The organism is Phyllobacterium sp. SB3 (assembly GCF_040009165.1).
GTDB lineage: Bacteria > Pseudomonadota > Alphaproteobacteria > Rhizobiales > Rhizobiaceae > Phyllobacterium.
On sequence record NZ_JBDYKI010000004.1, the window covers coordinates 416,464 to 430,814 of the forward strand.

The window sequence follows — 14,351 nt, forward strand, 5'->3', positions numbered from 1 at the left end:
GCCATCCGGCTTGGCAATGCTGGATTACATGGCTTGCATGATGGCGATGGCGCGAGGTTCGCCGCTTGCACCTTTTATCTCGTTGGACAGCGTTGCCGCTCCCGTTTCAAGATTGACGGTATAAAGGTTGCTGCCGTTGACCAGCCAGGCTGTGTTCTTGCCGTCCTTGTCCGTATGTATATCGAACGCATAGTTTGCTGCAGGCTTTTCAATGCCGAGCTTACCGATGGCCTTCAGCTGGCCATCATTGGGTGGGGCCTGCTGGATCAAAGCAACGATGGTTGCATCGATATTGTACATCGCTGTCTTTTCAGGCTTTCCGTACGAATTGATATAAGCCGCTGCCACGATGTTTGGTTTCTCGCCCTTGTGCATATCACCTTCGGCAAATGCCAGTGGCCCGTCGACGGTAACTTCACCGGAATCCGCGTTGACGCGGTGATTGGTGGTTCCGCTCATGTAACGAAGTCGATCTGCCATGGGATTGAAGTCAACAATCACCGGCGCAGCACCGATCTCAAGCGCCTTGTTCATCGCTGAAAGCTTTGTAGCTGCTCCCGTTGATGGGTCGATCGTGACGATGCCGCTATCCGGAGTTACGCCCACGAGCGTGTTGTTACCGGGGCGAAAATCAATTCCGACAAGTTTGTCGACGCCTTCGACATCGATTGACTTCGAAACTTCAGGCTTGTCCGTATCGAAGAATATCAATGTCTTGTCTCCAACAAGCCCGACGGCGGGCGCGGCGAGGGCAGAACCAGCAACACCAAAGCTGGCTGCAACAACCAGAAAACTGACGATTTTCATAATGAAACTCCCTGTGTGAGCAGGCCGGACTGACCGCTTCAAAGGTTAGACACGCCAGTTGCGTTTTTGGATGCAGTGGCAGTCAAAAAAACTTTGCATCCAAATCGCCAACTCCCGTGTAGTCGGAATAACTGGTGCAGTTCCAACGCTGGACGGAGCTGTTTAATTCATGGCAAGGATAGATGATGGCCGGATTTGGCTCGAATTTGCGAGTGATCATGCGGAACAACGAAACGACGGGCATTGGACAACCGGACCTTGCCGCCGCGCTCATCCGGTGCGCACGCGGGGAGCGGCAGGCTCTGCGTACCCTTTTCGAAGCGGAAAGCGGCAGATTGATCGCGATAGCCCAAAGGATTGTGCGCCGTAGAGAACTCGCCGAAGAGGTCGTGCAGGACAGCTTTGTGCAAATCTGGACCAAATCACATCAATATGATGCTTCACGGGGATCGGCCAGAGGCTGGATTTATAGCATTGTCCGCAATAGGGCTCTCAACACGATTAGAGCCAGCAGGCATGAAGACCTTACAGAACCAAATCTTCTGGTGACGCTGGCGGATTCCGGTCTGAACGAAGACGTGGATCAGGCTTGGGCAGATTTGGGAGTGCAAAGCCGGCTGAGGGAATGCCTGTCTGCACTTGATGAGACTAAGCGAAAACCCATCCTGATGGCTTATATATGCGGCTATACCCATGGCGAAATCGCCGGGAGACTGCGTATTCCTCTTGGAACGGCCAAGGCGTGGATTCGAAGAGGGCTTTCAGCTTTGCGGGAGTGCATGGCATGAGCGATGAAACCCGCTCCGTTCCTGATCTCGCCGACGATTACGTTCTCGGATTACTGGACGATAACGAACTGCAAGCAGTTGAATCTGCTCTGCTGACCGATCAAGCCATGCAAAGTGCAGTTTCGGATAGCCGCGAGCGCTTTCTGGAACTGGACATGACCGCAAAACCGGCGTCGGTGCCGCCCGAAATGTGGGAGAATATCTCAGCACGGCTGGATAAGTCTGCCGATGGTACACACGTCCTCCCAGTCGCGGCAAACAGCAATAATGGTTCTTTCTGGCGCAGACTTGCTCTGACGGCATCAGCGGCATCGATCCTGTTGGCGGCAGGTCTTTTATGGAGCTTGAATAATCAGCCAGACCCCGTGGTTATCGCCATTCTTCTGGACGATAAAGGGCAGGCGCAGGCTCTGGTGGAAGATTTCGGTGATCGGAGCGCCAAGGTTACACTGCTGGCGGATTTCGCAGTGCCTGAAGACAAGGTGATGCAGGTCTGGACTTTGCCATCCAAGGAGATGGGCCCGGTATCCCTGGGTCTGCTGTCAACGTCAAGCACGGCGGTACTTGAGGGACCAAACCTGCCAAGACCTCGACTCGATCAACTATACGAAATCACGGTCGAACAGAGCGGGGGATCTCCAACCGGTCGCCCGACAGGTCCTATACTGGTCAAAGGCTATTCAAAAGCAGCGCGGTGATCCTGTTGTGACCAACGAATTGTTAAGCCGAAATATTGAAGACAATATACATCAAAGGGATTAGTCCTGACGATCCAAGTATCAATAGATTTGTAATCAAACCGCATCACCATTTGGCTCAATATCCACTGGGAGCCAATGATGATTACTGTCTTGTTGCTTGGAGCTTTTGTTTCCGTCGGAAGCATCGAAAAGGGTGATGCAATAGTAACGGCGCAAATGGAGCTGTTGAAGCTGTCTTTCTTTTGTGACGACCCGCTTTACCGATCAAAGAGAAACCGGGTGATTGAAACAATTACGGAGCTGAAAGGAGTGACGTCTTTCAGCGAGAAAAGCGTGATGGCTTTGGATGATGCATTGAAGAACAAGGCCGTGAAGCTTGCCAAACCCATCAACCGGGGTGACTGCATCGCGCTCATTTCACAAGCGCAGGAAGTCGTGGAGGGACTCTATGGCACTGCGGAACAATAGGAGGTGCTGCTGGAACATGTTGCCGCAAGATGGCAGCAACGGCCTCAGCGGCGGTTGCAATCCACTGGTAAATAATTTCTACTTATACGGGTGAAAATGGGAAAGCATTCTACGAAACCGATGATCAAGATTGATAGCATGAAAAATGATTAGTTAAACCAGTAAGATACGTCGGGATCTTACGATAGCTCTTGGGAAAAATCATGATCTTGAAAAGTATCGCTGCGCTTGGTCTAGGTGCTCTTGTAACGCTCGCTGGTGCGAGTGCAGGCTTTGCCCAAACGGTGAAGATTGGCAGCAAGAATTTTACGGAACAATTCGTCGTTGCCGAAATCTACGCACAGGCTTTGGAAAAGGCTGGCCTGACGGTCGAGCGCAGGCTGAACCTTGGCGCTACTCTCATAGCGCATTCGGCACTTACCAACGGTGAAATCGATCTCTATCCGGAATATACCGGCACAGCGCTCGCTTCGGTGGTTAAAGGCGACCTCTCGGGTTCGGCTGACAAAATCTACAAGGAAGTCAAGGATTACTACGAAAAGAACCTGCAGTTGACCCTCCTTGACCCAACGCAGATCAACAATGGCTATGCGATCATTACGCTTCCGGCAACCGCTGAAAAATACAAGCTGAAAACATTGACCGATCTTGGACCTGCGTCCAAAGACCTGTCATTCGGTGCAGAGGGCGGTTTCGGCGAGCGCAAGGATGGATTGCCCGGCCTGAAGCAGGTCTACGGCATCGAATTCAAGGATTTCCGTATTTTTGCCAAATTGGGTATTCGATACAGCGCACTGACAAGCGGCAATATCGATGTTTCCTACGGATTCAGCACCGATTGGCAGATCGCAGACAGCAAGCTTGTCGTGCTTGATGACGACAAACATCTTTTCCCTCCCTATTATCTCGTGCCTGTGGTCCGTCAGGATACGCTCGCGAAGAATCCGAAGATTGCCGAAGTGCTCAACAAGATCAGCCCGCTGCTCAATAACGAAAATATGCGTGATCTGAACGCGGCCGTAGAGCGTGACAAAAAGGAACCAAAGGAAGTGGCTGCCGAATTCCTGAAAGCGAACAATCTCTAAGGTTTTTAGCGGAACCAAAAGTTCCACTGACCATTCGATAGTATCCAGCGGAGATGATTGCATCTCCGCTGTTTCATTGCAGAACCGGCAATACAGGACATTCCTTTGAATTGGGCTCCAAAAAATATTCCAGAAATACTGACCGCAACCTGGCAGCATCTGTTCCTGTCCGTCTCCTCGGTTCTCATCGGACTGATTATCGCACTGGTACTGGGTATTATCTGCGCCCGCCGCCAGAAACTCTATGCGATCGTACTGACAATAACCGGAATTATCTTTGTCATTCCGAGCCTTGCCTTGTTTGCCTTGCTCATACCGTGGCTGGGGCTCGGCACCAAACCTGCGCTTGTCGGCCTTTCATCCTATTGCTTGCTCATCCTGCTGCGCAATGTCGTGACGGGGTTGCGCGGCGTTCCCGCCGATGTGCTCGATGCTGCCGATGGAATGGGCTACAGCGCGTGGCAAAGGCTGGTTCGCATTGAACTACCCTTGGCAATGCCGCTTATCGTTTCCGGCATTCGAATTGCGCTTGTCACAGTAATCGGCATTGCAACGGTGGCGGCGTTCATCGATGGAGGTGGTCTCGGCACCATCATCCTCACGGGGATCGATCAGGAATACACCGAGAAGATTCTGGTTGGCGGCATACTGACAGCGCTGATGGCGACATTCTTTGATGTCGTTCTAAGCCAAGCCGAAAAACTGATGGCGAGGGGGCGCTGACATCATGTTAAGCACAGCCTTCACCTGGATTATTGAACATCAGCCGGAATTCTATCAGGCACTAGGCCGGCATCTCGTCATGTCGGGTGTTTCCCTTGCAATTGCGCTTGCGATTGGATTGCCGCTGGCGATCCTGATTATCAATCGAAGCAATCTTGCTTTCACCGTTATCAACACGGTCAATGCATTACGAACCGTTCCGAGCCTTGCCATCCTCGCGATCATGATGCCTTTGCTGGGTATCGGGCTCTGGCCCTCTATTGTCGCGCTAACGGTTCTCGCTCTCCCGCCAATCCTGCTTAATGCGTTTATCGGTCTGCGCGACGTTGATGCCGATGCGGTCGAAGCCGCAATCGGCATGGGTATGAGCCGTGGGCAGGTATTGCGCAAAATCCGCATTCCTCTCGCAGCACCAGCCATGTTTGCCGGAGCACGCACCGCTGCCGTTCAGGTGCTGGCCGGAGCGACGCTCGCGCCATTCATTGGCGGCGGTGGCCTTGGCGATTTCATCGCCGTGGGTATCAGCATGATGGATATGTCGCGCCTGCTTGTCGGCGCAATTCCAATCGCACTTCTGGCATTAGGAACCGAGTTCATCCTTGGCCTTGCCGAGAAAGTCTTCTTTTCAGAAAGATCTACCGCATGATCAATATGAAACACGTCACCAAACGCTATACCGACGGCGGACCTGCTTCGGTTGATGACTTGTCGATTGTCATACCCGAAGGAACGACGACCGCGCTTATCGGGCCATCAGGTTGCGGCAAGACGACGACGATGCGGATGATCAACCGCCTTATCGATCCAACTGAAGGCACTATTATCGTCAATGGCGAAGATGTAACCAAGGTCGATCCCGTACAATTGCGCAGGCACATTGGATATGTGATCCAACAGGTCGGGTTGTTTCCACATATGACAATCGCGCAGAATATTGCGGCGGTACCGAAGCTCCTCGGCTGGGATGATGCGAAAATCAGGAGCCGGACGGAGGAGCTGCTGCATCTGGTCGGTCTTGATCCGAAGGAAATGCTGAAGCGGTATCCTCGTCAACTCTCCGGCGGGCAACGCCAACGTATCGGTGTTGCCCGCGCACTGGCAGCTGATCCGCCCGTATTGCTGATGGACGAGCCTTTCGGCGCAATCGACCCAATCGCCCGCACAAGACTGCAAGCCGAGTTTCGCCAGATATTACAGCGGGTCAAAAAGACTGTCGTATTGGTGACGCATGATCTCGACGAAGCGATCAGGCTCGGTGATCGCATCGCCATCATGAAAGACGGCAAGATCGTTCAATATGATACGCCAGACGCAGTACTGTCACATCCGGCAGACGCTTTTGTCGAAAATTTCGTCGGAATAGACAGAGCAATCAAACGTCTTAGCCTGTTTACTGTCGGTGATGCCATGAACGGCGACGCACCTTCAAAGAATGCAAGTACAGTCAGGCAAACGAGTAATCTGCGCGATGCGCTGGCGCTGATGGTTGCCGCCAACAGCGACGTTCTTGCAGTGGTCGATGAGCATGGCACCGTGACGGGCAAGCTGACCCGCGACGCCATTTTTTCGGTTTGATGCTCAAGGAAATGCAATGATGCATCTTGGAATATCCATTACGCCGTTCGGCCATCATTCCGCCGCGTGGCAAAAAAATGGGTCGTCAAATACGCTTCAGTTCAGCCGAATTTCGGAGCAGGTGAAACAGGCGCAGGACGCCAAGCTGGATTTTGTCTTTTTTGCAGACAATTTTGGTCATCGCCCAGTTGACAATCTATCCGCCCAAACTCTGCCGTTTGAGCCGACAACGTTAATCTCCGCCTTGGCGACCATTGCGCGCGAAATCGGTTTGATTGCCAGCGCGGCTATGGATCAGCATGAGCCATATAATCTGGCACGCCGTTTTGCTTCACTTGATACCATCAGTCACGGCCGGGCGGGGTGGAACTATATTGCTTCAGCAGCTCCGGTAAAATCTGCCGAATATATAGAAGTCGTCAGCGGATTGTGGGACAGCTGGGAGGATGATGCCTTCATTTATGACAAGGCGAAGAGCCGTTTATTCCAACCTGAGAAAATGCACGTCCTAAATCACAAGGGCGAAAACTTCACGGTTCGTGGCCCGCTCAATGTCAATCGATCACCACAGGGCAAGCCTGTTATTTCCACTTTGCTAACGTCGCTGGCCTTGGAACTCGCCGCGCAAAAGGCCGAGATAATTTTCTTGGATGTGCGGACGCTGGAGGAATTGAAGTCCGTTATTTCTGATTTGCAGCAGGCTTTTGATCGCAATGGCCGCAACCGAAGTGATGTTAGAGTTCTGGCAAATGTCGTGCCCTATGTCGCCGAATCCGAAGCAGGCGCGGCCAAGCTTCGACAGGAGCTTGATGATCTGGCAGGCGATGTCAGTCTCGCGGGTATCGAATTGATCGGCACAGCACAGACAATTGCAGACCGGCTCGAAGAGTGGAGCGAACTGGTTGATGGGTTTACCATCCTTCCTCCGGTAGTGTCCGATGACAGCAATGCGTTCGTAAACAGTGTAATCCCGGAACTGCGCAAGCGCGGTCTGTTTCGCGATGATTATGCCGGCAAAACTTTGCGTGACCATCTAGGGCTGCAAAGGCCAATCCATCCCGCCGCCATTATCGCGGAGCAATCACGATGACCGGTAAAAACTCAGGCCAGATGAAACTTGGCGCTTTCCTTATGGCTGGCGGACACCATATCGCAGCTTGGCGTCATCCTGATGCAATTGCCGATGCCGGAGTAAACATTGAACATTTCATTGAACTGACGCGCATGGCCGAGGCCGCAAAGTTTGACATGATATTTGTCGAGGATGCGGCTGCAATCCGGGAGCGCGATCCCAATCTCGCCAGTCAGGCCGCGCGTTCGACAATGTTTGAGCCACTGTCTCTTTTGGCTGCACTGGCGGTCAATACAACGCATATCGGGCTGGTTGCTACCGCATCAACCACCTACAACCAACCTTATGGTCTTGCACGAGCATTCGCCTCATTGGATCAACTGAGCGGTGGGCGATCAGGCTGGAATCTCGTTACCTCTGCCAGTGAACTTGAAGCCGAGAACTTTGTTTCAAGTGGACTGAGGCCACACGCACAACGCTACGAACGCGCAGAAGAATTTGCCGGTGCAGCGGTGGCTTTGTGGGACGGTGTTGATAGCGATGCATACCGCGTAAAAGATGGAGTCTATGCCGATCCAGCTAAACTTCATCCAGTTGACCACCACGGCAAACATTTCACTGTAACCGGCATACTCGATAGCCCGCGCTCACCGCAGGGACGCCCGGTTATGGTTCAGGCAGGCGCATCGGATGCAGGCAAAAATCTCGCTGCTCGGACAGCGGATGTGGTATTCACTGCCGCGCAAACAATCGAAGAAGCGCAAGCCTATTATGCAGACTTGAAATCGCGGATGCCGGGGTTTGGACGGCAGCCGGATGATCTGAAAATACTTCCCGGTGTCTCGCCTATTGTTGCCAATACCGAAGGCGAGGCGAGGGCCAAGTATGAAGCGTTGCAGGATCTCATTCCCGATGAGGTTGGCGTGGCACTACTCGCCAGCTATTTGAGCATTAAAGACCTGTCGCAATACCCGCTCGACGGACCTTTGCCTGATATGCCCCCAACAGATGGCATTCAAAGCCGCCAGCAATTGATTATCGATCAGGCGCGGCGGGAAAATCTGGATATTCGGCAGTCCGCCCGCAAGTTTGCAGGTGCACGCGGGCACTGGCAGTTGATCGGGACACCCAAACAGATTGCTGATGAACTGGAAGAGCGGTTTCGTGCCAAGGCTGCCGATGGGTTCAATATCATGGCCCCATATTTCCCCGGCGCGCTGAAAGATTTTATCAAACTGGTTCTGCCTGAACTTCGCCGCCGTGGTCTGTTCCGTGAGGAATATGAAAGCAAAACACTGCGCGAAAATCTGGGCATCAGAATTCCGGAGCATGCCGCATGAGCAAAGAAAACAATATGAAACCCGTTTATATCGACTATTTGAACGCCTTCGATATCGAAGCGCTGGCATTAACCGACGCGGAAATTCTTGATGCCATCGAGAAATCGCTTGCCGCACAAGGCAACAATCAAACCGTTATTGAACCCCGGGTGCATCTTGAACCGGATTCCAGTTTCAATGGTCATTTCAATGTGTTGCGCGGGTATGTTGCACCATTGGATTTGGCTGGCGTCAAGATTGTTGGCGATTTTGTAGACAACTACAAACAAAACTATCCTTCCGAGTTTGGCGTGCTGAACCTTTTTGACCCACGCACCGGCGTTCCACGTGCCATCATCGATGCCACGGCAATCACCGATATGCGGACGGGCGCAATTACCGCCTTGGGTGCAAAGCATTTGGCCCGAAAGAACTCGAAGATTCTCGGCCATATAGGAGCGCGTGGCACTGCCTACTGGAATGTGCGACTGCTCAACCACCTTTATGATTTCGACGAGATCAGGGTGCATTCGCGTCGCCCGGAAAGCCGTGAAGCCTTTGCGGAAAAGCTGTCAAATGATCTGGGCAAAAAGATCATCGTAACCGATGATTGGCGCAGCTGTGTTGAAGGCGCTGATATCATCGTCGAAGCTTCACGTCTGCCATCGCCCGAGCCGATGTTGAAAACCGATTGGATCAAGCCGGGAGCGTTCGTAGTGCCTTATGGCACCATGAGCGCCGTCGAACTGTCGTTGACTGACATCATGGACAAGCTTGTTGTTGATGATTGGGGGCAGTGCAAGGGCGGAAAGTTCGGCTCGCTCCGCGCTCATGTCGAGGCTGGAAAGCTTTCCGAAAAGACTTTACACGCTGAACTCGGGCAGATCGTTGCCGGCCACAAGGTTGGTCGTGAGAACGATGAAGAAACCATCCTTTTCTGGCATCGCGGCTTATCACTCAGCGATATTGCACTTGGTTATGCCATGCTTGAAAAAGCCAAGGCCGCCAAGATTGGTCAGCGATTGCGGTTTGCATGAATATCGTCTTCGGCAAAGGCCCAGTCAGCACTGCAGATATTGCCGGTATAGCTCGCAACAATGCGGTAGTGGAGATTGCACCGGAAATATATGAACGGCTGGCAAAGGCACGAGCAGTACTCGATAAAGTCGCTGCATCCGGACAGCACATTTACGGGTTAAACACCGGACTTGGTGCCAATCTCAAAACATCTGTCAGCAGCGATATCACGGGATTCCAACAGCAATTGGTGCGTGGCCGCGGCATGGGGGTGGGAGCATCCTTGTCCCGCGAATTAACCCGGGCAGTCATGGCTGCAAGGCTTTCAATGCTAACGGTGGGAGGCTCGGGCATTTCGCCTGTCGTATTTACTGATTTGCTCAGTCTCCTGAATAAACAGGTTCACCCCGTCATGCCTTCAATTGGATCGATTGGAGCGGGTGATCTCGTGCTGCTCTCGGCGCTTGCCCAAAGTCTGATAGGTGAGGGTAACGCCGAATATCAGGGGGTGATTTATCCGGCGGCTCAGGCTCTGAAATTGGCCGAACTTGCACCCTCGCAACTTGGTCCAAAAGATGGACTTTCGCTGCTTAACGCTTCCGCAGTATCGGTCGGGCAGGGCGCACTTGCGGTTGTCGATGCATTGGCGTTGTTTGATTTTCAGCGACAGGCTGCAGCTTTAAGCTTTGAAGGTTTGGGTGGCAATCCGCTTATTCTGACACCGGCCCTGCAACGCGCACGACCTGCCTCCGGTCAAATCGAAGAAGCCGAAAAACTCGCGGCATTGCTGGATGGTTCGGCGCTGCATAAGGCTAAATCTGCCATACAGGACCCCTTGAGCCTGCGTTGCATTCCGTCAATCCACGGAGCACTGGCCACAGCACTGGAAGCTGCCAAGCACGCAATTGAAATCGAATTGAACGCTGCGGCTGATAATCCCTTGGTGATTATTGAAGAAGAACGCGTGCTTTCAACCGGCAATTTTCATACACCAGCATTGGCGCTGGCATTCGAGACATTGGGTCTTGCCATAGCGCAAGCCGCTGCTGCCAGCGCTGCACGATTCATTCAGTTGACCGGCTCGTCACGCAACGGTCTTCCCAAGTATCTTACGCCTGTTGGTAGTGCATCGGCAGGCTTCATCCCATTGCAAAAGACAGTCGTAGCGCTACTTGCAGCGATCCGCCACAAAGCCAATCCGGTCATGCTGGATTTCCTGCCGGTTTCTGAAGGCGTTGAAGACCATGCCACGCAGTCACCTCTTGCGGTCTCCAAATGCGCTGACATGATTGATCTGTGGCGCCAGCTTGTGGCTTGCGAGCTGCTTGCGGCGGCACAAGCCGTTGATCTCAAGCCCCAACATATCTGCGGTTCCGGCACTTCGCAGATACATCATTTCGTGCGTGACTTGTCAGCTCAATTGGTAGAAGACCGGGCGCTAAGCGACGATCTCTCCAAACTCGTCTATTCAATGATCCACAGATGAACGTTACGTCAGCTTGTCAGGATCAGGTTGTCGCGGGTCCACAGTGCAAGTTCCTCTATGGATCGGGATTGGCCGGGAGGCCCGCTCGGATAGACGATGCCACCATCCGGCATTTCGATGGGATCTTGGCGAGGTGGAGCAGTCAAAGGATATACACCTTCTTTGTTTGGCTCCACACCGTGCACCTGATCTACGAAAAGCCGTAGCTTGGCAGTATCCTCATTTTTGCGAAGCGCTTCAGTGAGAGCTTGCGGTGTCATTCCGAGTTCTTTGGCCAACGGGGTGAGGGCAAGCCCTACGCTATTACCTTCCCCGTCATGATCGGAGAGGATCTTCGCTGATTCCGGTTTGAAGCCAGCCTGAATGAGGAACTGTTCTGTAGGGCCCTCGTAATAAGCTGCGGCTTCACTTTTGCGGTAGGAATTATAGGCGAACTCACCAATAACGCCGACAACAGCGAGACCGGCACCCCAAAGACCAGCCCTCGGTGACTTCATCATAGACAGGAACGTGCCAAGCGTCGTTGTGGCCGCGAAGGCGGAGTTGGCCCATTGCCCTTTGGCTGCGAAATCAAGCGTATAACCAATCATCAACGCGCCGCCTATGCGATCAAAATACTTGCTGAACCATCCCCAGCGCGGCGTGCCATTGACGTTGGCAAACTGCGAAGTCTTATCCCAGAAACCGCCAGCCGGGAGCTTGCCGTTTTGAACAAGGTTTTGCAGATGACCTGCACCCATTTGCGTGACTTCATAAGCAGCGCCGGTGTAAAGGAAAGCGCCGAAAGCCTTATAGAGCGGACTATCTGCGGCAAAAGTGTCCTGAGCGCTCAAGAAATAGAGGGAGCCCTGTACACCTGCCAAGCCTTTCCCGAACGGAGACGTGGTGGTTATGCCGATACGCGGATCAAATTTCGATCCCTCAAAAGCCTTGCTGATATCCTCGATAGCCTTTTGGCGCATGACAGGGTTTTTGGCGGCTTCGGGTGTTGCAAGATAACCTGACGCAAGTTGCGCCAAACGTGGGTCCGTTGGCTGCGGACTGATGCGCGCAGCCGTATCGATGCTCCCTGGGGTTGGCGGCTGGTAGAGTTTTGTCCCGCCCAATTGCCCATATGCTGAAAGGGTGCGGTTCAAACCGATTATCGAGCGCCCAGTCCAATATAGCGTCGGGGTGCTTGGAACTTCCACGCCTGTCGGCTTTTCGACGCTCGTGACATAGAGCCGACCCATTTCGGTCCAGGCGCTCTCGCTGTTGGTTACTGCAAAAGAGGATTTTTCGTCTGTCTGCAATCCATTGACTGCTTTCTGGTAATTATCAAAGCCTTCAAGCCCCTTGAGACCGTCTTCGCCAGCATGCAACGCATCGAGCGTCCGAACGATTTTTGCTCCCTGTTCGTCCATATTTGCTTTGCTGTCAGGGTGTTTGGCAAGGGAGTCGTTGATACCTTTCGTTAGCTGTTCGCTTGAAAGCGCATCCTTCCAATCCGACGCAACGACGAGATTATCCTTGGCAAACTCTCCGACAACATTCTGGCTGTTGGTCTTGAATTCATCGGTGCCTTTTATGGCAGCGCCCAACAGATTGTTGGCTTGAGAGGTCTTTCCTGAGGATTTCAACTGGGTGATGAGGGCAATTGTCAGGGACGGGCCTTTTCCATTAGCAATCGCAAGGCGGAAGGGGTCACCCGCTTTGTTTGGATCAGTCGCCTTTATCTCGGGGTAGGGAATGCCCATTTCCTTACCGATCATCTTCTTTTCATCGAGCGAGAAGTCTTTGACTTCCTCGGGAAGTTTTCCTTCCCAATCCTTGAATGTCTGATCTTCGGTCGCAGCCATGGCATTGGCTATGGACTTGGCGCTGTTCTCGACAATTGTCTTGCCTTGAGGGGCTGTAGAAATCCGGTCCATCACCTCCGACAGATCGCCAAACATGTCGCGCGTCCCGAGATTGAGCGACAGTTTGATTTCTCCGGAGATATTACTGTTCTTGCCGCCCAGCCTGTGATCTGGAATGGCACCCGATTCAATTGCCGTGCGTTTGCCGATAGTCTTTTCGATCTCGCTGACCAATTGCACTTTCTCGCCAAAAGCCTCTGTCGGCTTGTTGGCCTCCTGCATGATCAAGATCGCTGTTTCGGGCGTAACGCCCTTTGTTACCTCGTTGAGTGCTTTGGCAGCCAGCCTTGCACCATCTTCCTTTTGCGCCTCTTTCTTGAAGCTGTCGTCGCCACCGAAGAAGGCGTACTCGCCTTTACGATAGGCATCTTGGACAGCTTTCGCCGGACGAGCGACAAGGATTTCATGCCCGCTGGCGTCAAGTGCCTGAACAAAGTTGGCATCTTCGGGGCCGAATTGCTTCAACGTTTCACGAGCACGATTGATCGCTGCCTCACCCTTGTCCGGCGCGCCTTTCGCTAATTGATCGAACTGATTGGTAATTTCAGCCTGTACTTCCGGCCATTTGGCCGGGTTATCCTGCGCGATAATTATCTTGTCGCTGAGCGGGGCAAAAACAGCATTGAGATCGGTCTCGATGGTCTTCCGCTCACCTTTTACCAATGTTTTATAAGAATCGTCCTTTGGACCAAGCGCAACAAGGTCGTTCTGCCGTTCATCAAGCAAGGTCTTGAGTGTCGCCGGCGTGTAAGCTCCATTCTCGGCAGCCGAAATCAGATCGGTGTTGACGGCAACTTTCAGCGCCTTGGTTTTGTCTTCTTTGACAACCGGATCGGTGGCGGAGCTCGCCTCACTCTGCAAGTTTTTGATCGTTTGCAGGCTGGTACGCCGTTCTTCGCTCAATACACGTAGAGAACCGCCTTCATTGATCAAATCAGGATTGCGGATTTCAGGATTGGTCAGGAGGATATCGGGAATTTCCTGCCGGTAGAGAGGGGCGATACCGCTGAGCGTTTCGCCCCTCTGAATACCATGATCGATCCGGCCATCCTTCTCCTGCTCGGGATTGCCCTGCGGCACATCCGGTTTTTTAGCCGTTTGAACTGCCTTGCTGAATATATCCGTATTGGCCGCAGCGGCCGGGTTGAACACCGGGTTGCGCAGAAGAGGTGAGAACAAGCGGCTACGATCGAATAGTCCCATGGCGGAATACCTCAGCGTAATGGTCATGTCGAATTGGAGAGAAATCTATGTAAGCCGGTTTACTTTGGCAACCGCTGTATAATTTGTACGGACGATCCGGAGAGTGAATGCGCGTCGTAATTTATGCTGACATAAACTGACAAAAGCAATGAAATGACAATTTTTGCTGTGTTTGCAGCAAATATACGCAGTATTTCCCATAAAAACAC

Annotated in this window: 13 protein-coding genes; 11 read left to right on the forward strand and 2 right to left on the reverse strand. The window is 52.7% G+C overall.

The window, feature by feature from the left end; translation table 11 throughout:
• Window positions 1-24: 24 nt before the first annotated feature.
• Entirely contained in the window at window positions 25-807 is a 783-nt protein-coding gene (locus ABKW30_RS17510; RefSeq protein WP_348600187.1) for a DUF4394 domain-containing protein, read from the reverse strand.
• Between the two features lie 218 nt (window positions 808-1,025).
• Between ABKW30_RS17510 and ABKW30_RS17515 the strand changes: the two genes are divergently transcribed.
• The 11 genes from ABKW30_RS17515 to hutH all read left to right on the forward strand — a co-directional run bounded on the left by ABKW30_RS17515 (window position 1,026) and on the right by hutH (window position 11,041).
• Entirely contained in the window at window positions 1,026-1,595 is a 570-nt protein-coding gene (locus ABKW30_RS17515) for a sigma-70 family RNA polymerase sigma factor (RefSeq protein WP_348600188.1), read from the forward strand.
• Window positions 1,592-2,293, forward strand: coding sequence for an anti-sigma factor (locus tag ABKW30_RS17520; protein ID WP_348600189.1), 702 nt, complete (start codon window positions 1,592-1,594; stop codon window positions 2,291-2,293). Before ABKW30_RS17515 ends, ABKW30_RS17520 begins: the two co-directional genes overlap by 4 nt.
• Before the next feature lie 138 nt (window positions 2,294-2,431).
• Entirely contained in the window at window positions 2,432-2,764 is a 333-nt protein-coding gene (locus tag ABKW30_RS17525; protein WP_348600190.1) for a hypothetical protein, read from the forward strand.
• A 203-nt stretch (window positions 2,765-2,967) separates the two neighbouring features.
• On the forward strand, window positions 2,968-3,849 hold the full coding sequence (locus ABKW30_RS17530; protein WP_348600191.1) for a glycine betaine ABC transporter substrate-binding protein: 882 nt from the start codon (window positions 2,968-2,970) through the stop codon (window positions 3,847-3,849).
• Window positions 3,850-3,954: 105 nt separating this feature from the next.
• Window positions 3,955-4,572 (forward strand): ABC transporter permease, encoded by a 618-nt coding sequence (locus tag ABKW30_RS17535; RefSeq protein WP_348600192.1) that lies wholly within the window; start codon window positions 3,955-3,957, stop codon window positions 4,570-4,572.
• A 4-nt stretch (window positions 4,573-4,576) separates the two neighbouring features.
• Window positions 4,577-5,218 carry an ABC transporter permease gene (locus tag ABKW30_RS17540; protein ID WP_348600193.1) on the forward strand — a complete coding sequence of 214 codons (642 nt, stop codon included), beginning with the start codon at window positions 4,577-4,579 and terminating at the stop codon, window positions 5,216-5,218.
• On the forward strand, window positions 5,215-6,147 hold the full coding sequence (locus tag ABKW30_RS17545) for an ABC transporter ATP-binding protein (protein ID WP_348600194.1): 933 nt from the start codon (window positions 5,215-5,217) through the stop codon (window positions 6,145-6,147). The genes ABKW30_RS17540 and ABKW30_RS17545 overlap by 4 nt, the downstream gene beginning before the upstream one ends.
• Before the next feature lie 16 nt (window positions 6,148-6,163).
• Window positions 6,164-7,237: an LLM class flavin-dependent oxidoreductase gene (locus ABKW30_RS17550; RefSeq protein ID WP_348600195.1), complete on the forward strand. Its 1,074-nt coding sequence runs from the start codon at window positions 6,164-6,166 to the stop codon at window positions 7,235-7,237.
• Window positions 7,234-8,559, forward strand: a complete 1,326-nt coding sequence (locus ABKW30_RS17555) for an LLM class flavin-dependent oxidoreductase (protein WP_348600196.1) — start codon at window positions 7,234-7,236, stop codon at window positions 8,557-8,559. Before ABKW30_RS17550 ends, ABKW30_RS17555 begins: the two co-directional genes overlap by 4 nt.
• A gap of 14 nt (window positions 8,560-8,573) precedes the next feature.
• On the forward strand, window positions 8,574-9,575 hold the full coding sequence (locus ABKW30_RS17560) for an ornithine cyclodeaminase family protein (RefSeq protein ID WP_348600432.1): 1,002 nt from the start codon (window positions 8,574-8,576) through the stop codon (window positions 9,573-9,575).
• Window positions 9,572-11,041 carry a histidine ammonia-lyase gene (hutH, locus tag ABKW30_RS17565; RefSeq protein WP_348600197.1) on the forward strand — a complete coding sequence of 490 codons (1,470 nt, stop codon included), beginning with the start codon at window positions 9,572-9,574 and terminating at the stop codon, window positions 11,039-11,041. The genes ABKW30_RS17560 and hutH overlap by 4 nt, the downstream gene beginning before the upstream one ends.
• A gap of 8 nt (window positions 11,042-11,049) precedes the next feature.
• Here the strand turns inward: hutH and ABKW30_RS17570 are convergent, their stop codons facing one another.
• Window positions 11,050-14,142, reverse strand: a complete 3,093-nt coding sequence (locus tag ABKW30_RS17570) for a LysM domain-containing protein (protein ID WP_348600198.1) — start codon at window positions 14,140-14,142, stop codon at window positions 11,050-11,052.
• Window positions 14,143-14,351 lie beyond the last annotated feature (209 nt).